The organism is uncultured Roseibium sp., assembly GCF_947499295.1.
In the GTDB taxonomy this organism is placed as follows: domain Bacteria; phylum Pseudomonadota; class Alphaproteobacteria; order Rhizobiales; family Stappiaceae; genus Roseibium.
Genome location: NZ_CANMNP010000003.1, coordinates 211,911 through 228,281, shown reverse-complemented (window position 1 = coordinate 228,281; position 16,371 = coordinate 211,911). Strand labels below are relative to the sequence as shown.

General features: G+C 55.0%; 16 protein-coding genes. 11 read left to right on the top strand and 5 right to left on the bottom strand.

From position 1 onward, the window contains the following. Positions 1–60: 60 nt before the first annotated feature. The 4 genes from Q0835_RS07575 to Q0835_RS07560 all read left to right on the top strand — a co-directional run bounded on the left by Q0835_RS07575 (position 61) and on the right by Q0835_RS07560 (position 3,602). Positions 61–606, top strand: coding sequence for a LuxR C-terminal-related transcriptional regulator (locus Q0835_RS07575; RefSeq protein WP_298822458.1), 546 nt, complete (start codon positions 61–63; stop codon positions 604–606). Positions 607–738: 132 nt separating this feature from the next. Further along, positions 739–1,050, top strand: coding sequence for a multidrug efflux SMR transporter (locus Q0835_RS07570; protein ID WP_298822457.1), 312 nt, complete (start codon positions 739–741; stop codon positions 1,048–1,050). Between the two features lie 197 nt (positions 1,051–1,247). Continuing rightward, complete coding sequence (locus Q0835_RS07565; protein ID WP_298822456.1) at positions 1,248–2,525, top strand: MFS transporter; 1,278 nt, start codon at positions 1,248–1,250, stop codon at positions 2,523–2,525. A 36-nt stretch (positions 2,526–2,561) separates the two neighbouring features. Further along, complete coding sequence (locus tag Q0835_RS07560; RefSeq protein ID WP_298959858.1) at positions 2,562–3,602, top strand: PLP-dependent cysteine synthase family protein; 1,041 nt, start codon at positions 2,562–2,564, stop codon at positions 3,600–3,602. Positions 3,603–3,667: 65 nt separating this feature from the next. On the opposite strand, the gene Q0835_RS07555 is transcribed toward Q0835_RS07560, so the two are convergent. Continuing rightward, positions 3,668–4,042: a tautomerase family protein gene (locus Q0835_RS07555; protein WP_298959855.1), complete on the bottom strand. Its 375-nt coding sequence runs from the start codon at positions 4,040–4,042 to the stop codon at positions 3,668–3,670. Positions 4,043–4,133: 91 nt separating this feature from the next. On the opposite strand from Q0835_RS07555, the gene Q0835_RS07550 reads away from it, so the two are divergent. Then, a complete protein-coding gene (locus Q0835_RS07550; RefSeq protein WP_298959852.1) occupies positions 4,134–4,985 on the top strand; it encodes a LysR family transcriptional regulator in 852 nt (283 codons plus the stop codon). A gap of 51 nt (positions 4,986–5,036) precedes the next feature. On the opposite strand, the gene Q0835_RS07545 is transcribed toward Q0835_RS07550, so the two are convergent. Continuing rightward, complete coding sequence (locus Q0835_RS07545; RefSeq protein WP_298959849.1) at positions 5,037–5,939, bottom strand: NUDIX domain-containing protein; 903 nt, start codon at positions 5,937–5,939, stop codon at positions 5,037–5,039. A 194-nt stretch (positions 5,940–6,133) separates the two neighbouring features. Here Q0835_RS07545 and Q0835_RS07540 point away from each other — a divergent pair, with 194 nt between their 5' ends. Beyond that, entirely contained in the window at positions 6,134–6,832 is a 699-nt protein-coding gene (locus Q0835_RS07540) for a DUF1287 domain-containing protein (RefSeq protein WP_298959844.1), read from the top strand. A gap of 3 nt (positions 6,833–6,835) precedes the next feature. On the opposite strand, the gene Q0835_RS07535 is transcribed toward Q0835_RS07540, so the two are convergent. Then, positions 6,836–8,731: a S8 family peptidase gene (locus Q0835_RS07535; RefSeq protein ID WP_298959841.1), complete on the bottom strand. Its 1,896-nt coding sequence runs from the start codon at positions 8,729–8,731 to the stop codon at positions 6,836–6,838. 38 nt (positions 8,732–8,769) lie between these two features. Next, positions 8,770–9,042 (bottom strand): hypothetical protein, encoded by a 273-nt coding sequence (locus tag Q0835_RS07530; RefSeq protein ID WP_298822450.1) that lies wholly within the window; start codon positions 9,040–9,042, stop codon positions 8,770–8,772. A 359-nt stretch (positions 9,043–9,401) separates the two neighbouring features. Here Q0835_RS07530 and Q0835_RS07525 point away from each other — a divergent pair, with 359 nt between their 5' ends. The 5 genes from Q0835_RS07525 to Q0835_RS07505 all read left to right on the top strand — a co-directional run bounded on the left by Q0835_RS07525 (position 9,402) and on the right by Q0835_RS07505 (position 15,970). Next, complete coding sequence (locus tag Q0835_RS07525) at positions 9,402–10,013, top strand: CDP-alcohol phosphatidyltransferase family protein (protein WP_298959839.1); 612 nt, start codon at positions 9,402–9,404, stop codon at positions 10,011–10,013. Then, positions 10,010–10,936, top strand: a complete 927-nt coding sequence (locus tag Q0835_RS07520) for a phosphatidate cytidylyltransferase (RefSeq protein ID WP_298822447.1) — start codon at positions 10,010–10,012, stop codon at positions 10,934–10,936. Before Q0835_RS07525 ends, Q0835_RS07520 begins: the two co-directional genes overlap by 4 nt. Positions 10,937–10,943: 7 nt before the next feature. Next, positions 10,944–11,573, top strand: a complete 630-nt coding sequence (locus tag Q0835_RS07515; RefSeq protein WP_298959836.1) for a lysophospholipid acyltransferase family protein — start codon at positions 10,944–10,946, stop codon at positions 11,571–11,573. A 169-nt stretch (positions 11,574–11,742) separates the two neighbouring features. Next, positions 11,743–12,864 (top strand): efflux RND transporter periplasmic adaptor subunit, encoded by a 1,122-nt coding sequence (locus Q0835_RS07510; protein WP_298822444.1) that lies wholly within the window; start codon positions 11,743–11,745, stop codon positions 12,862–12,864. Next, complete coding sequence (locus Q0835_RS07505; protein WP_298959833.1) at positions 12,857–15,970, top strand: efflux RND transporter permease subunit; 3,114 nt, start codon at positions 12,857–12,859, stop codon at positions 15,968–15,970. The genes Q0835_RS07510 and Q0835_RS07505 overlap by 8 nt, the downstream gene beginning before the upstream one ends. A 38-nt stretch (positions 15,971–16,008) precedes the next feature. Here the strand turns inward: Q0835_RS07505 and Q0835_RS07500 are convergent, their stop codons facing one another. Then, positions 16,009–16,347 carry a cupin domain-containing protein gene (locus Q0835_RS07500; protein WP_298959830.1) on the bottom strand — a complete coding sequence of 113 codons (339 nt, stop codon included), beginning with the start codon at positions 16,345–16,347 and terminating at the stop codon, positions 16,009–16,011. Between the last annotated feature and the right edge of the window lie 24 nt (positions 16,348–16,371).

The following is a 16,371-nucleotide window of genomic DNA, read 5'->3' as shown; positions in this document are numbered from 1 at the left end:
TTTCAGATACTATTGCGAGACGTTCTGAGGAATTACGTCAATTTACCTAACGGGGAGAACATGGAAGACAGCGAGACAATCGCTTTTGAATTCGCGCCGGTCGGGCTGATTTACTCCGAAAACCGATGCATAAAGAAGTGCAACACACTCTTTGCCGAGATGTTCGGCTATTCCCGTGCTGAGCTGACTGACGCCTCTCTGTCGATCCTTTACCCCTCTTCAGAGGAGTTTTCCCGCATCGGCCAGATAGGCGCCCAGAAAATGATGGGAACCGGCCGATACCGTGACGAACGAATTATGCGCCGACAAGACGGAGAGCTGTTCTGGTGCCGTGTTCGCGGCCAGTCGCTGGATGCCGCAGAACCTTTTGCGCGCGCTGTCTGGTCCTTTGCCGACATTTCCGAAGACAGGCCGATTACCGACATGAGCGTGCGGGAACGGCAGGTGGCAACGCTTATGGTCGAAGGAAAGACCTCCAAGGAAATTGCCCGTGTTCTGGAAATCTCGCCACGAACGGTTGATATTCACAGGGCTCGATTGATGAAAAAACTTGGTGTCAGAAACAGCCTCGAACTTGTGGCACATATCAGCGGCATTCCGCTTTAGTGCCTCGAACTTGCTATTCAACATGAAAGAAATTTCACTTGAACCAGCAAGTCGGCACCCCACCTGAACAGCCGGAGGACGGCCTCCAACTTCCATCAAATCAACGGGACGGCCCGGCCAGGAGAAGATCCCATGGCTTGGATTTTTTTGCTCGCCGCAGGTTTCCTTGAAATCGTCTGGGCGTTCGCGATGAAGGAATCGCAGGGGTTCACGCGTTTGACACCAACGCTGATCATGCTTGGCGCAATGGTGGCCTCGTTCGCTCTTCTTTCGCTTTCGATGCGCAGCCTTCCGCTGGGAACCAGTTATATGATCTGGACCGGGATAGGCGCCGTTGGCGCCTTTGTGGTCGGCATCTGGTTTCTTGGCGAAACAGTAACCATCCAGCGCCTGGTTGCTGCGCTTCTGATTGTCGCTGGCATCGTAACAATGAAGCTTGCCTGAGACTGAGAAAGACTGACCTGACCGGGGCACCTCCTCTGCTGCTGCCCCGGTTGATCCATGGCAACCGCGTCGAAAGGGGTTTCATGTGCTCTGCGCTTATGCGAGCCTTCAATGCAACTCCGCCTTTCAGCCATGTCTCCCAACACGGCTAAAATCGTCAGAACCGATCAGCATTCCAAAGGCATTTGCGCGCAACAATGACCACGACAAAAGCAAAACTGCCCCCGCGTTCCATCTTCGCCGCGGCAAGCGGCAATGTTTTGGAGTGGTATGATTTCACAGTCTATGGCTTTCTGGCACCTACGCTTGCGGCCTTGTTCTTTCCCTCCGAAGACAAGTTCGCTTCCCTGTTGTCCGCCTTTGCGGTGCTTGCCGTCGGATACGCTGCCCGGCCAATCGGCAGCGTGATATTCGGGCATATCGGCGACAGGATCGGGCGCAAGACAGCCTTGATGATTTCGGTACTGTTGATGGGCGCAGGCTCGCTCGCAATTGCGCTTTTGCCAACCTACGAAGAAATCGGCGTCACGGCTGCGGTTCTGCTGGTTCTTATCCGTGTCGTCCAGGGTATTTCAGTTGCAGGTGAATACACCGCCTCCGGTGTTTTGCTGGTGGAACAGGCCCAACCCGGGCGAAAGGCCCTCACAGGGGCTTGGGTCGCCTTCGCCATGATGTGGGGCTGCGTCCTGGGCTCTGCTGTGCCTGCAGCAGTGAGCTCCATCCTGTCTCCGGAAGACATGCAGTCATGGGGATGGCGGCTCCCGTTCGCACTTGGCGCTCTGGTTGCTCTTTTCAGTGCCGTTTTGAGGCGCAGCCTGACTGAAAGCGCGCCGAACGATGCGCAAAAGAGCAAAGCCTCTCCAATCATGGAAAGTCTTCGTGATCACTGGAGACTGCTGATCCAGATGGTGCTGCTGCTGATCCCGAGCGCGGTCATCTACTTCGTTATCTTTGTCTATGCGGTCTCATACCTGACGTCGCAAATGCACTTCACCTCCGCCGCTGCGCTCGACATTACCACCGTCAACTTGATTGTCATGGCCCTGCTCGTGCCGGTTTGCGGTCTGGCCGCAGACAGGTTCGGTCAAAGATCGGTTTTTCTCGTCGGTGCAGTCGGTACGCTTCTTGTAGCCATCCCCAGCTGGTGGCTGATGCATCGACCCGACATTGGCATTGTGTTCCTCGGGCAGTTCGGCCTGACAATCACCAGCACCGTTGGATGGGCATTGTCCGTGTCGGCTTTGACGTTGATGGCGCCGGATCATTTGCGCTGCAGTGTCGTTGCACTGGGCTACAACACCTGCATGGCAATCTTTGGCGGCACAACGCCGATGATTGCAACCTATCTGGTCAACAGAACAGGCGACGATTTTGCGCCTGTCTACTATGTGATCGCCGCTGTCCTTGTGTCTTTGCCGGTTATCTGGCGGCTGCCAAAGTTGATCGGAGAAAACCGATCCGGAAGGGCGAACTAATTTCGAATTGGGCAGCGGTGATTGGGAAGGCGGATTGTGAGCACTTGGGTAAAAGAAGCGATCACCAGGATCAATGCGGACGCACATCGTTCAGCCGATACGCATCTGTTCAAACTGCCCCTGCCCTCCCTGAAGGGTGTCGACATTTATCTGAAGGACGAAAGCACGCACCCGACCGGCAGCTTGAAACATCGCCTTGCGAGATCTCTTTTTCTATATGCACTTTGCAATGGCAAGATCAGGGAAGGTACGCCAGTCATTGAAGCGTCCTCGGGCAGCACCGCTGTGTCGGAAGCCTATTTCGCAAACATGATCGGTGCCAGGTTCATAGCTGTGGTGCCCAAAAGCACCGCGCACAGCAAAATCGGACAGATCCGCCTTCACGGCGGCGAAACGTATTTTGTTGAATCGGCACCGGAGATGCACGGTGCAGCAGTGGATCTCGCAGCCTCCATTAACGGCTATTTCATGGACCAGTTCACTTATGCGGAACGGGCAACCGACTGGCGCGGCAATAACAACATCGCCGAAAGCATCTTCCGGCAGCTGGAATGGGAACCTCATTCGACACCGAAAAGACTGGTCATGAGTGCCGGCACAGGCGGAACATCCGCAACTCTTGGCAGATATATCCGCTACAAAGGCTATGACACCAAGCTCACGGTTGTCGATCCGGAAAATTCGGTCTTCTATGATGCCTACCAGACTGGAGATCGCACCCTCACTTCAGAGAAATCCAGCCGTATAGAGGGCATTGGTCGCCCGAAGGTCGAGCATTCATTTTTGCCCGATGTGATCGATGACATGATCAAGGTTCCCGACGCTGCCAGCGTAGCGACCATATTGTGGCTCGAAAAGCTGACCGACCGGAAGGCGGGCGCTTCTACAGGCACCAATCTCTGGGGCTCTCTGCAGATCGCCCGAAAAATGTTGGACCAGGGTGAAGATGGTTCAATCGTCACGCTGATGTGTGACAGCGGTCAGCGGTATCTTGATACCTACTATGATCCGAACTGGGTCAAGGAGCACTTTGGCGACCTGTCCAGCTATTCGGCAGAACTTCAGACCTGGGGTTGAGGGCATGGACGGCCCTGCGACTGCCAGCATGGCTGGAACGCGTCGCCTCATTTGCTCTTGAAACCTCAGGCAAACGGACGACCATGACCGACTGACCAATTCTCCTTCGGCAGGTCATGCACAGTCACGAACAGATCTTCTGGGCGGACACCCGGATTTTGAGACAACACTTCCGCAATCCGTTGAAACAGAGCCGCTTTCTGCTCGGCTGTGCGTGTATTGAAAACCGAGATCGTGATGTAAAGGACGTTTATGCTGCGCTCGACCCCGAATGCAGAGCCGTAGCGGAAATTTTCCGGCGCGTGTTCAGTGAGGGTCATGAAGCGATCGTCATCAGGAACCTGCAAGGCATCTCGCATGGCCAGGTACACGCCATCCAGCACAGCTTCGCGATAGGTCTTCGATTGCCCGGCACACATTGACACATGAACAATTGGCATTTGGTCCTCCAGAGACGCTTGCATTCATTGACCTACTCAAATTATCATTTCAAAACAAAATGGCACCGGATTACAGAGATAAAAAATCTTTATGGTAGATCGTGCGCTGGATCTTGATTGTGTACGTGCCTTCGTTCGTATCGCCGAGCTTGGCAGTTTTACCCGAGCCGCAGAGATGGCCCGAATAACCCAGTCGGCAATATCACTGAAATTGAAGCGCCTTGAAGAAAGACTGGACTGCAAACTCGTCCAGCGAACGCCAAGGCATGTGGAACTGACCGCGCGCGGAGCAGTGTTTCTCGAGCATGCACGAGAACTGCTTGAGGTCCATGACCGTGCCTTCACGACAATCGCCGGGTCACGACAGAAACTGGCAATCGGTCTGAGCGATCATGTTGCCGGACCAGACCTTCCGGCTCTGGTTGCGCGCATGAATGCGCAAGATCCTCAACTCACCATCGAAATCCGAATAGGGTCCTCACTGGATCTGTTGAAAGATTACGATCTCAGGCTACTGGATGCCGCAATTGTCCGGTTCGACAAGGGGAGAGACGGCGGGCAGACCATCGCTCATGAAAAATACTCCTGGTTCGCATCGCAAAAATGGCGGCACAACGAAGGGGAGCCTTTGCCGATTGCGACAATGCCCGAACCTTGCGGTGTCAGGAGCCTGGCGGGAGAACTGCTCGACGGCGCGGGAATTGAATGGAGGGAAGTCTTCGTCGGCGGTGGAGTGACGGCAGTTTCTGCCGCCGTTGTTGCCGGCATGGGTGTGTCCGCGCTGTCTCGGCGCATGCTCCCGCTCGGTGCTGTTGATGTAGGTCCTCGACTTGGGCTGCCTGAGCTGCCGGCCTTGCCGGTAATCCTGCATACACGCGTCAAGGATGGTCGCCTTTCTGGCGCTCTCAACGCTCTGGCTTCAGCCTTCAAAGCCGCGATCTAGAAACCAAAACTTTCGGAGTTTTGCGTTTGATTTCTGAGATTCAACCGGCCCTCAAAGGTCTGCGGAATGCTCATCTGCGAACGCGCGGATCAAGGCGCTGACTGGTGATTGCGCCACGCGATTAGCGGCTTCCTGTGGCGTAACCCATCGCCGCTGACGATGGTTTTCCTTCCAGTCAGCCTCCGGGATCAGAGCTTCGACCTCCAAGGCGTAAACATCAACATGGCATAGCGCACCCCACTTTTCGTAGCGGTAGGAGCCTATCGGCTCGTCGCTGATCTTTCCCTCAACACCTGCTTCCTCGCGTGCCTCGATCACCGCAGAAGCGCCGGGATCAAGGCCAGGTTCAACAATTCCCTTCGGTACCACCCAATGACGGCCACCGCTGGAACCAACAATCAAGACCTGAACCCCGCCTCGTGTCCTCCTATAGGGCACAACCGCAGACTGGGTGTAGTAGTAAAACGGCCGCTCCCGGTGCTCGGGACCATCTGGACCTGGAAACGGAAAAAAATCGGGAAGATCCCGCGGATCAACGCGTGCAAGCACACGCCACTTTCCTTCGGTCAAACCAAGATGGAGCAGAACCCCTGGGGCCAGATCCGTCTCAGTATTCAACTTGAGGCCAGCAATGAGTTGGCGCATGACCGAGGCTTTCGCAACCAGCATCGACAATCCGCGGCCTTTAAGCCGAGGCAGTACTCCATTGCCAAGGCGTCTGGAGACTTCGATGTTTTCGCTGGTCCAACCACCTGCTTTCAATGCTTTTTGAGCGCTCACCCAAGCACGCTCACACGGAGCCGCGTATACGGTTTTCGGAGCCAAGCCGCATCGCCCCATCCATGCTCCGGCTTTTTGTGCCTGTCGTTTGCCTTTGGTGCGCAGCGGCCGGTTCGCGCTTTCACCTTCCCAGGATTTCCGGCCCGAACCGGCACAAAGGAGCAGCACTTCCATGGGTGTCTCCAGTCAGAAAACACAGCGCAAAACCGATCTCGTGGGTATCAACCCGACAACGGTGCACCATTATCATCACGTTCGTGAGTATTTACCAAAGATAGTTTGTCCGCGGTCGAAGCATAAACTGACTTCGCCGCATTGCTGACTCACTCTGCGATTACCGAAAAAAGACGAGGTAAGAGGGAGCGTTCATGAGACGGCGGAGTTTTCTGATTGGTGGATTGGTGCTTGCAGGTGGCGGTCTGTTAGCGGCCTCACGCGTTCCAGCACAAAAGCTCAGCACGGACGGGCGGTCAGGTTTGCCAGATCTTGACGCGTTAGGCGGGGATCAATCCTCTACGGACATCATCTGGAAAAATCCCGATACCTGGGCGGAAGTTCTGATAACCGCAGCCGAAGCCCAGATCGGCGTTACCGTTCTCTACGATCCCGGTTATGTCGGGTTGACGTTCCCGAACGGCGACATTCCGCGGGAACGCGGTGTGTGTACGGACGTCATCGTCCGCGCCTATCGAGATGCCTTCGGCTTTGATCTTCAACGCGAAGTCAACGCTGACATGAAGAACGATTTCAACGCATATCCGAAGAACTGGGGCCTGAAGCGGCCGGACAAAAACATCGACCACCGCCGTGTGCCCAACTTGCAGACCTTTTTCACCCGGAAAGGCGCCGGGCTTCCAGTAAGCGACGACCCGAGGGATTATCTTCCGGGCGATATCGTATCGCAATTGCTGCCGGGCAATCTGCCGCACATGGCCATTGTCACGCACCGCAAATCGCCCGATGGTCAGCGTCCGATGCTTGTTCACAACATCGGTGCTGGTACCAAGCTGGAAGACCGGCTTTTCTCTTACCGCATCACCGGCCGCTACCGCTTCCAGCCTGCTTGAAGCCTAAACAGCCACGTATCGCTGCAAGTTCCCGTCAAAGGCGAACCTTGTGTTGACGCCCTGGATCTCGGCCACAAGATCGTACTTGTCGCTCCCTGTCGATGAATGTCCCTCATCCACATAGAGTTGACCAAGACCGTCGGCCGCGATGCTGCCCCAGTATCGGAAACGGCCACCACCGACCGGACCGGCAATCTCGATCGCCTGACCGGCCAAAGCCGAAACCCTAAACATGATCGCCATTTTACCCAGAATTCCATCACCATCTGCCGTCACCGGCTGCGCCGACACCAGTGCCTGCTGCAGCACGGTAGTCGTGTGTGCTGCTGTGAGTTGAGGGCTGATGTCAATGAGTGCGCGGACTTCCAGCGGGCGCCATTGTTCGATCACTCGCCGGAAGGCAGCAGAGCGCAAATTGCCGCCACTCCCGCCGAAGAGAGCACCGGCAAGTGCCGGCAAATCCGGACGGTTTCCGATACGCTGGGTCGCAGGCCTGCCGGGGGCATCTTGCTGCAGCGATCCTGTCGTCCGCAACGCATCTCTCAGATCGACCGGTGTGAAGACGGGCCGTCCACGCGCCTGCGCCATGCCTTGAAGACAGGCGATCGCACCGGTGACAATCGGTGATGCACTTGAAGTGCCCGAAAAGCGGTCTGTATACCAAAGGTCTTCATCGGCACCACCTTGAAGGTCGCCATAACCGCATGTCGTCACTTCGCGGCCCCAGCCTTGCGCATCGACAATTGATCCATAGTTGGAAAACCCGAGACGGGACCTGTCCGGTCCGTGGTTGCGTCCGTGGGTTCCAGGAGGGGGCGCACCCGCCCCGACAACAATAGCGCCGGAATCCCGGTTCGACCGACGGAAAGGATTGCTCCAGCTGGCCGGAAACCCGAAGCCGGGCGTTTCGTAGAGAGCGTCATCGAGATCTTCCGCGCCGTTGCCCGCAGCCTCCACTACGATGATCCCCCGCCGCGAAGCATTCAGGATTGCGGCGAAATCATCCGGCCACCATTCAACGGCGATATAGCCTCTCTGATCCGGCCTCAGACGGAAGTTATGCCGCGGGCCGGGACGGTGCATTTCAAGAAGCAGCACATCCCCTGCACTCAGACGTGCAGCGGCATGATTGATGGCACCGGCCGATCCCAGCGACCCATGGGAAACAGCTGTGCAGATGGCTTCCGGTGAAATGCCGGTGACGCCGAAGCCATTGATGTCGCCGCCATATTCGCCAAGAACCGCCGTGCCGTGATTGCGCCAGCTGACATCGTTATATTCCGTTCCGCCAACAACACCGCCCTGTCGCTCGACGAGGTCTTCGTGAGTAAAGCGCCACCCGCCTTCAATATCGGTGATGTGGACACCCGTGCCGCGCCCGCCGGCCTGAGTCCAGGCCCAGCGCGCGTTGATGCCGGCCGGAGCCGGGTCAAGATAAATCTGTCTGACGACATAGTCCGGTGAAGCGGGGGGCGGCACATCTGGGGCGGCCACCATCTCATTCACGCCTTCAACCACGGCCTCTTCGGGAAGTTCAACAGCCGGCTTCAGGTACACAGCCTCGAACAGATCGTTTTCCAGAAGGTCTTTTTGCAGGTCTTCAAGATCAGATTCAGGAGCCTTCAATCGGTAAAATTCCGTCAGGCTGGCAAGTGGAGCCATTGCAGCTTCCGACAATGCTCCGACAGATGCCGCAACCCGTTCCTCCGTTGGACCGAAAAGCGGCACGGCGGTGCCACCGTATTTCTTGAGCGTCTTTTCAAGCTTTGTTGTTGGGGCACCTGCAAGCGAGATTATTTCCAGGCCACCTGTACGCAGCCCGGCATCCGCCTTTGATATTGCAATCAGCTCCGCCTCTGGAGCCGGACCTGCAGTGATTTTCTTGGACTTCCTGGCCATGACATCCTCCCTGGCAATATGGGACGAACCGGCCGACTTCAGGGAAGCTCTAAACCCGCCTTGACATAGACGGACAAAACCCCGTCGAGGTCCTTGATCTTCTCTGTGAATTCACCGGCCTGTTCGTCCAGAAAAAAACTTAAAAAAAAGCTGTCGGACGAGCCCGGATTGGGGGTCGCAAGGTCATGATTGCAAATCGCGCCGTGATGATTGCAGGCACCTTCTAGTGCCACGGCAGAAACCGCTTGTGGCTTGCCACTTCTCAGCTCGGTCAATAGCGAGGCGGATATCAGGACAACGACTTCAGTCAAACCAACAACTTTCGCAAACTATCAAGGCAGCGGCCGTAAAAACCTCTGCCCAATCCGATGGCTGAACGGCAACAAAAACAAGCCGTTACGACCACCAAGTTTCAGCCCACGAATTTCAGCAATGTTGACCCGCAAAAATCAAAGCGGGTAATTTTGAAGACCCGCTATCCGGGATTACCACCAATAAGCGCATAACGGGTTGTATTAATATTTACCAATCAAGAGTAGCGCCGCGCGATCGAAATGGCAAGCTGTTGATGGAACGTCTCTCACTTGAAAGGGTCGCCACCTACCAATCGTTGTGTGCAATTTGGCCGTCCATGCTTATATGAAACAAACACATTCAACCGGTTACAAGAATGCCTACCGTTTATCAGCTGAAATCTCGTTTCCAGGATCTTCTGCGTCCTCTATGCAAAAAACTGGCAAAAGCCGGAGTGACTGCAAATCAGGTGACAATTGTTGCCCTGATCCTGTCGGTTCTTGAAGGTGCGGCCCTCTGGTTGTTTCCAGGATCGGCAGTACCCTTCCTGCTTCTTCCCCTGATCCTGTTTTTGCGCATGGGGCTAAACGCCATTGACGGCATGCTCGCCCGTGAACACGACCAGAAATCGGATCTTGGAGCGATTTTGAACGAACTGGGCGACGTTCTGGCCGACGCTGCGCTGTACCTCCCATTTGCTGCGCTGGCCTTTGTATCGGGCGAACTTGTTATCGGACTGGTGGTGCTCGGCATCATTGGTGAAATGACAGGTGTCATAGGTGTGCAGATAGGCGCAAGCCGGCGATATGATGGCCCGTTCGGCAAAAGCGACCGTGCAGTGCTCTTCGGCTTTTGCGGATTTTTGATCGGGCTGGGCATTCAATCCAGTACGCTGTTCCTTGTACTTTTTGCAGCAGGTCTCCTGCTCTCCGCGTTGACAATCTGGAACCGCGCCAAAGCGGCACTGAAGGAGCGGGCTTCCGCATGACACTTGATACAATTCATTGGGTTATCATAGGCATCTGGGGCATCCTCGCACTGGCAAGCGTCATTGTCTTTGCTGTCGCAAAGCGCTCGGACAAGGACATGAGCGAACTTGTTCAGCGGACCCAGAGCTGGTGGGTCATGGTGGCGATTTTCACGCTTGCCTTCCTGGTCAGCAAAACGATTTCAATTATTGTTTTTGCACTCATTAGCTTTCTGGCACTGAAAGAATACTTCTCAATGATCCCCACAAGGCGCACCGACCGGCGCGTCCTTTTCTGGGCTTACCTCTCGATTCCCGTCCAGTATTTCTGGGTCTATGACAGCTATTACGGCATGTTTGCGGTGTTCATTCCGGTTTACATGTTCCTGTTTCTGCCGTTTGCCAGCCTGCTGTCACAGCAGACGGACGGCTTCCTGAAGTCTGTCGGAACTCTGAACTGGGGCTTGATGCTGTGCGTCTTCTCGATCAGTCACGCGGCCTTTCTTCTGATCCTGCCACCAACACCCGAAAACATGTCCGGGGGTGCTGGACTGCTTCTCTTCCTGATCTTTTTGACCCAGTTTAACGACGTAGCCCAATACACCTGGGGCAAACTCTTCGGTCGGCACAAAATTATTCCGGGCGTCAGCCCGAACAAGACATGGGAAGGATTTCTAGGAGGAGTTGGAACGACGTTCGTTCTGGCATTGCTGACGGCTCCCCTGGTGACGCCATTCGGCATGCTTCATGCAGCCGCCGCAGGTCTTCTCATTCCCGTTGCCGGGTTTGTCGGAGATGTCACGGTATCCGCCTTGAAACGGGATCTTGGGGTCAAGGACACAGGCAGCCTGATCCCCGGCCACGGAGGCATTCTCGACCGCATTGACAGCCTGACATTCACCGCCCCTCTCTTCTTCCACTTCACCCGTTATTTCTATTATTGAGCCCATGATGCTCCAGAAAGCCTTTTACATAGTCATCAAGATTGTCGTGCTGTTCCTTCTCGGACTGAATGTCCGGCGCAAAGAGCTGCTGCCCTCGACCGGCCCGGCCATAGTGGTGGCTAACCACAACAGCCACCTGGATACGATGGTGTTGATGGCACTGATGCCCTTGTCGAGGCTGCAGGACATCAAACCGGTCGCAGCGGCAGACTATTTCTTTTCCTCTCCCCTCAAGGCTTGGCTGTCCAAAAACATATTGGGCATCATTCCCGTTGAGCGAGGCGGTGCCAACAAATCGAACGATCCGCTAAAGGGCTGCTACGACGCACTTTCACAAGGCAAGGTTCTCGTGCTCTTTCCCGAGGGATCACGCGGCGAACCGGAACTGATGACGGACCTGAAAAAGGGCGTCTCCTATCTGGCGGAACGCTTTCCGGATGCACCGACCGTTCCTGTTTTCACGCATGGCCTGGGCAAGGCTTTGCCGAAAGGGTCCTTTCTTCTGGTTCCCTTCTTCTGTGACATTTTCGTCGGGGAACCAATTACTTGGACCGGAGACCGGACTCAATTTATGACGACCCTGAAGGACCGGTTCAACGAACTTTCATCAGAAAAGAATTTCGCGCCCTGGGAGTAACCGACTATCTTTTTTCAAGGGTCAAAGAGATATTTGAGCTCACCTACACACCTGAACCTTATTTGCCCTCGATAGTCTTAGACAGCCTAAGTTATCCTTGCAGTCCCAACGAGAATTGTGTTTGGCTCCTATCATGCTTCCTTGATAGCGATCAGGCTGAAAGACACATATGAACCATTGGACAAGCTTGATCCTGGCATTGGGTATTGCATTCGGGCTCGGGTATTTTGTTTCTTTATTCAATCCTTTTGAAACAACATCATCACCTTCCACGGTCACAATTGCCCCCGAAGCAACCCGAGATGCCTTTCCGGCGAATGCCGTATCTGTAACGACCGCCGAAGTTCGCCTGACGCCACCTCGCACCCGAATTCAATCCATTGGGACAGGCAAAGCAATCAGGTCAATTCACGTTATTGCCGACGTTGCCGGAACGGTTGAGAAAATTCACGTTCAGCCGAACACTGATGTGGAGACCGGCGATCCGATTGTCACTCTTGAGCGCAAAACTCAGGAAATTCTTCTTGGGAGTGCCACGGCGGAATTGGAAAAACAGAATGCTTCCTTTGCTCGATTTGAGACTTTAGCCTCTCAAAACAGCAGTGCTGTTTCCCAGGCCCAGCTGGATGAAGCTCGCGCCTCGCTTACGCTCGCTCAGGCCCAGGTCGCCGAAGCGCAATATGAATACGATCGACGCATTATCAGGGCCCCATTCGCTGGCCGCATCAACCTCAACGATCTGACAGTTGGCAGTTATCTGCCTCAGGGAGCGGAAATTGTAACTCTGGTTGATTCAAGCAGTCTACTCGTTGAATTTACCGTCCCGGAAACATCTATATCGCAAATTCAGACCGGAGTAGCCGTTCGCCTGACGACACCGGCGCTGCAGGGCCGTGTTTTCAATGGAACCATTGTGGCGTTTGACAGTTCAATCGATGAAGAGTTTCGCACTGTACGTGTGCGGGCAGAGGTCCAAAATCCTGAAAATCTTCTACTCCCCGGGATGACATTCAGCGTCAGCCTTGCCAGTTCCGATACACCACAGCCAATGGTGCCAGCGGTCTCGATTCTCTGGAACCAGAATGGTGCTTATGTGTGGCGATTGAACCAGGACAACACACCAGAAAATGTCGCTGTCGTCCTGCGCAACCGGCTTGGTGACAACGTCTGGGTGGAAGCGGATTTGTCGGCCGGCGACATTGTTATCAAGGACGGTGCATTCAAGGTCAGCCAGGGCGCGACACTTGCATTGGACATTGAGACCAAGACCCAGGAACCTTCAGATGGCTAACGATGCACTTAGGGCATCAGGACAGCAGAAACTGGGCATCGCAGCGGTATTTGTCGGGCGGCCGGTTTTAGCGTTGGTGGTCAATCTCCTGGTGATCATCGCAGGAGCTGCCGCCCTGAACGGGGTCGAAATCCGTGAACTGCCGAATGTCTCGCAACCCGTCATTTCCGTAAGTGCCAGCTATCCTGGGGCCGCGGCCGAGACCGTTGATGCGGAAGTCACACGCGTGCTGGAAGACGCTTTGGCGCGCCTTGAGGGGTTGGTGAACATATCGGCGACATCGAGCTATGGAAGTTCCAGACTGACGCTTGAACTCAGTACCAGCACCGATATTACCGATGCCGCCAATGATGCTCGCGACCTGGTCTCAAGAGCTCTGCGAAACCTGCCGGACGATCTTGATGAACCGACTGTTCAAAAGAGCGATGCGGATGCCGACCCAATTCTTCGGTTGGCTTTGAGCGGCTCGTTGCCGCTGACTGACTTGGCGTCGCTAGCCGAAGGCATCGTCTCAGATCGGCTTTTGGCAATTGACGGCGTAGCAGAAGTGCAGATAGCCGGCGACTATGACCGCATCATGCGGGTGACTTTTTCTCCGGTTGCCCTGGCGAGCCGTGGAATCTCGTTGGCGGATATGAGGTCGGCTCTTGCCAGCGCCAATCTCGACATTCCTCTTGGCGCGCTGGAAACGAGTACTCAGGCACTGATCGTTCGCTCCGTTGCTTCAGCAACAACCGAAGAAGCCATTTCCAATATTCGCTTGAACCGCGAAACGGTTGTCGGTGACGTCGCCTTTGTGCAACTGACATCTGATGACCCGACCGTCATGACGCGCATCAACGGGCAACCGGGTGTCGGGATAAATGTCGTTCGACAATCCCACGCGAACACGTTGACGATATCGACTGCCGCAAGAAAAGCCGTTGCGACGCTTCAGGAAGATTTGCCCGATGGGGCAAATCTCATCATTGTCTCTGACGATGGCGTCTTCGTCGAACGGTCGATCTTCGGTGTTGTTTCAAGTATTGCCCTCGCGATTGTCATTGTCGTTGCGGTTATTTTCCTGTTTCTTCGGTCGTTGCGTGCTGTTGTCGTACCTGCCGTGGCGGTTCCCATTGCTTTGATCGGGACAGTTTCGGCCATCTGGGCCGCCGGCTTTTCGGTCAACACGATAACGCTGCTGGCGCTCGTGCTGGCGACAGGCATGGTCGTCGATGACGCTATTGTCGTTCTTGAAAATATCGTTCGCAAAAGGAGGGAAGGCCTGGGCCCCTTTGCGGCGGCTGCCGTCGGCACCCGTGAGGTGTTCTTTGCGGTCATCTCAACAACAGCAACGCTTGCAGCGGTGTTCATTCCGATATCATTTTTACCAGGTCAGGCGGGGGGCATCTTTGGCGAATTCGGCTTTGTTCTGGCCTTCGCCGTCGCGCTTTCCTCTTTTGTGGCGCTCACATTAAGCCCAGCACTATGCGCCTTTCTCGATCCAGGAAAAGAAGAGCGAAACCAAAGGCATCAGTCAGATGTTTCTCAGGGAAATGCCTCTTTCTTCATGTCAGGTTTTGAGAGACTTATTGCCCTGATCTTGAGGTTGCGTTTCCTGATACTGGCCGTCTCTCTTATCTTTGCCGCCTCCTCACTTGCGCTCTACGGTCTGTTGCCACAGGAAATTACCCCTTCCGAGGATCGCGGCACGATCATGATATCGCTGCGCACACCGACTTCCGCCAGCCTGGAGTACACCAGCGAACAGGTGGCCACGGTCGAAAAGATATTGGAACCCTATGTCGAGAGCGGCGAAGCTTTGGCAGTTCAATCTCTGATCGGATTGCGTTCGACAAATTTCGCACTTGTCTTCGTTCGTCTCGCACAATGGGAGGACCGCAGTCGAACCCAACAGCAAATTGCGGCTGAAATTCGCCCCCTGGTGAGCCGGATTCCAGGTGCGATTATTGCACTACGCAGTCCGAACAGCCTTGGCATCCGGGGCGCCGGCAGTGGTGTCCAGTTTGCCGTCGTAGGCAAAGACTTCAACGTATTGGGTGGTCTGACCGAGACATTGATCGAAGAGATGCAATCGGACCCAACCTTCTCAAACCCGCAACTTGTCAACGAAGTAAATCAGCCGCAGCTCCTCCTGGAGATTGACAGGGTCCAGGCGGCAAATCTGGGGATCGCACCACGCGACGTCGTCGAAACGCTGAACACGGTCATTGAAGGCGATCAAGTGGCCGAGGTCTTCTTCGACAATGAAGGAATTGACATTCAGCTGGAAGCCGGTGGTCGCCCGATCAACGATCAGAGCGATCTGGAAAACACTTTTCTGCGCGCCAGCAATGGACAATTCCTGCCTATTTCGACCGTTGCCACCCTTTCGGTCTCGGCCTCTTCTGCATCGTTGAGCCGCGAGGAACGTGAACGTGCTGTTTCCGCACAGGCCAATCTCGGCAGGGACGTTGACCTCGGCACGGCTGTCGAACGGCTGAAGCAAATTGCTCCCGACATTCTTGGGACCGAAGGCCGCCTCATATTCTTGGGTGAAGCTGCCACGCTGGACGACGGTGAAGCAACAACTTTGCTGGTTTTCGCTGCGGCTTTGCTGGTCGTATTTCTGGTTTTGTCCGCCCAGTTTGAAAGTTTTAGCAGCGCACTGATCATCCTGATAACGGTCCCTTGCGGACTTGGAACGGCGCTGCTTGCTATTCTCTTTACGGGAGGCAGTCTGAATTATTTTAGCCAGATTGGTCTGGTTATTCTGGTCGGCATCATGGCCAAGAACGGAATTCTGATCGTCGAGTTTGCCAACCAGCTCAGGCAAAAGGGCCAATCGGTTGACGAAGCAATCCGAAATGCCATGAGCATTCGCCTTCAGCCTGTGTTGATGACCATGGCCTCAACGGTGGCAGGCAGTATACCTCTTGTGCTTGCAACCGGCGCTGGAGCAGAAGCAAGAATAGCCGTCGGCTGGGTTGTTGTCGGAGGCCTTGGTCTTGCGACCATTTTCACACTGTTTCTAACACCGGCAGTCTATCGGATCATAGCAGGTTTCACCGATGCACCGGGCGCAACTGAAACGCGGTTGGAGCGTGAACTTGCAGAAGAGACCTGACGAGATTGATGTCCACGCGCCAATTTGCGTGATTTGATCTATCTCGTCCTGACGGGATACCTGTCCGGTTCTTCAAACACGTCGATGACCTTGGTCCCCGCCTTGATCACTGCGCCATGTTCTGCACCGCTCGGGATGTCGTAAATCGCTCCCGGACCAAGCGTCCTGGTTTCGCCGGCTATTGTAAATTCGATCTCTCCGCTGAGCACCGTTCCCCACTGTGCAAGATGAGAATGCGGCGGCAGCACCATGTCTTTCACGAAATCAAAGAAGACCACCAGCCCGGCTTCCGAGCGAATGGCATGAGACGTAACCACGTCATCGGGAAACGGAATATCCAACGCCGGAAATTTCTTTATGAATTCAGGTAGTTCCATAGCGCTGACCGCTCCCAGGTCTGT

What these genes read in the sequence shown, in the direction of transcription:
- Q0835_RS07575 (WP_298822458.1), top strand. Translation starts at nt 61, where the DNA reads ATGGAAGACAGCGAGACAATCGCTTTTGAATTCGCGCCGGTCGGGCTG.
- Q0835_RS07570 (WP_298822457.1), top strand. Translation starts at nt 739, where the DNA reads ATGGCTTGGATTTTTTTGCTCGCCGCAGGTTTCCTTGAAATCGTCTGG.
- Q0835_RS07565 (WP_298822456.1), top strand. Translation starts at nt 1,248, where the DNA reads ATGACCACGACAAAAGCAAAACTGCCCCCGCGTTCCATCTTCGCCGCG.
- Q0835_RS07555 (WP_298959855.1), bottom strand. Translation starts at nt 4,042, where the DNA reads ATGCCAATTGTTCATGTGTCAATGTGTGCCGGGCAATCGAAGACCTAT.
- Q0835_RS07550 (WP_298959852.1), top strand. Translation starts at nt 4,134, where the DNA reads ATGGTAGATCGTGCGCTGGATCTTGATTGTGTACGTGCCTTCGTTCGT.
- Q0835_RS07545 (WP_298959849.1), bottom strand. Translation starts at nt 5,939, where the DNA reads ATGGAAGTGCTGCTCCTTTGTGCCGGTTCGGGCCGGAAATCCTGGGAA.
- Q0835_RS07540 (WP_298959844.1), top strand. Translation starts at nt 6,134, where the DNA reads ATGAGACGGCGGAGTTTTCTGATTGGTGGATTGGTGCTTGCAGGTGGC.
- Q0835_RS07535 (WP_298959841.1), bottom strand. Translation starts at nt 8,731, where the DNA reads ATGGCCAGGAAGTCCAAGAAAATCACTGCAGGTCCGGCTCCAGAGGCG.
- Q0835_RS07525 (WP_298959839.1), top strand. Translation starts at nt 9,402, where the DNA reads ATGCCTACCGTTTATCAGCTGAAATCTCGTTTCCAGGATCTTCTGCGT.
- Q0835_RS07520 (WP_298822447.1), top strand. Translation starts at nt 10,010, where the DNA reads ATGACACTTGATACAATTCATTGGGTTATCATAGGCATCTGGGGCATC.
- Q0835_RS07515 (WP_298959836.1), top strand. Translation starts at nt 10,944, where the DNA reads ATGCTCCAGAAAGCCTTTTACATAGTCATCAAGATTGTCGTGCTGTTC.
- Q0835_RS07510 (WP_298822444.1), top strand. Translation starts at nt 11,743, where the DNA reads ATGAACCATTGGACAAGCTTGATCCTGGCATTGGGTATTGCATTCGGG.
- Q0835_RS07505 (WP_298959833.1), top strand. Translation starts at nt 12,857, where the DNA reads ATGGCTAACGATGCACTTAGGGCATCAGGACAGCAGAAACTGGGCATC.
- Q0835_RS07500 (WP_298959830.1), bottom strand. Translation starts at nt 16,347, where the DNA reads ATGGAACTACCTGAATTCATAAAGAAATTTCCGGCGTTGGATATTCCG.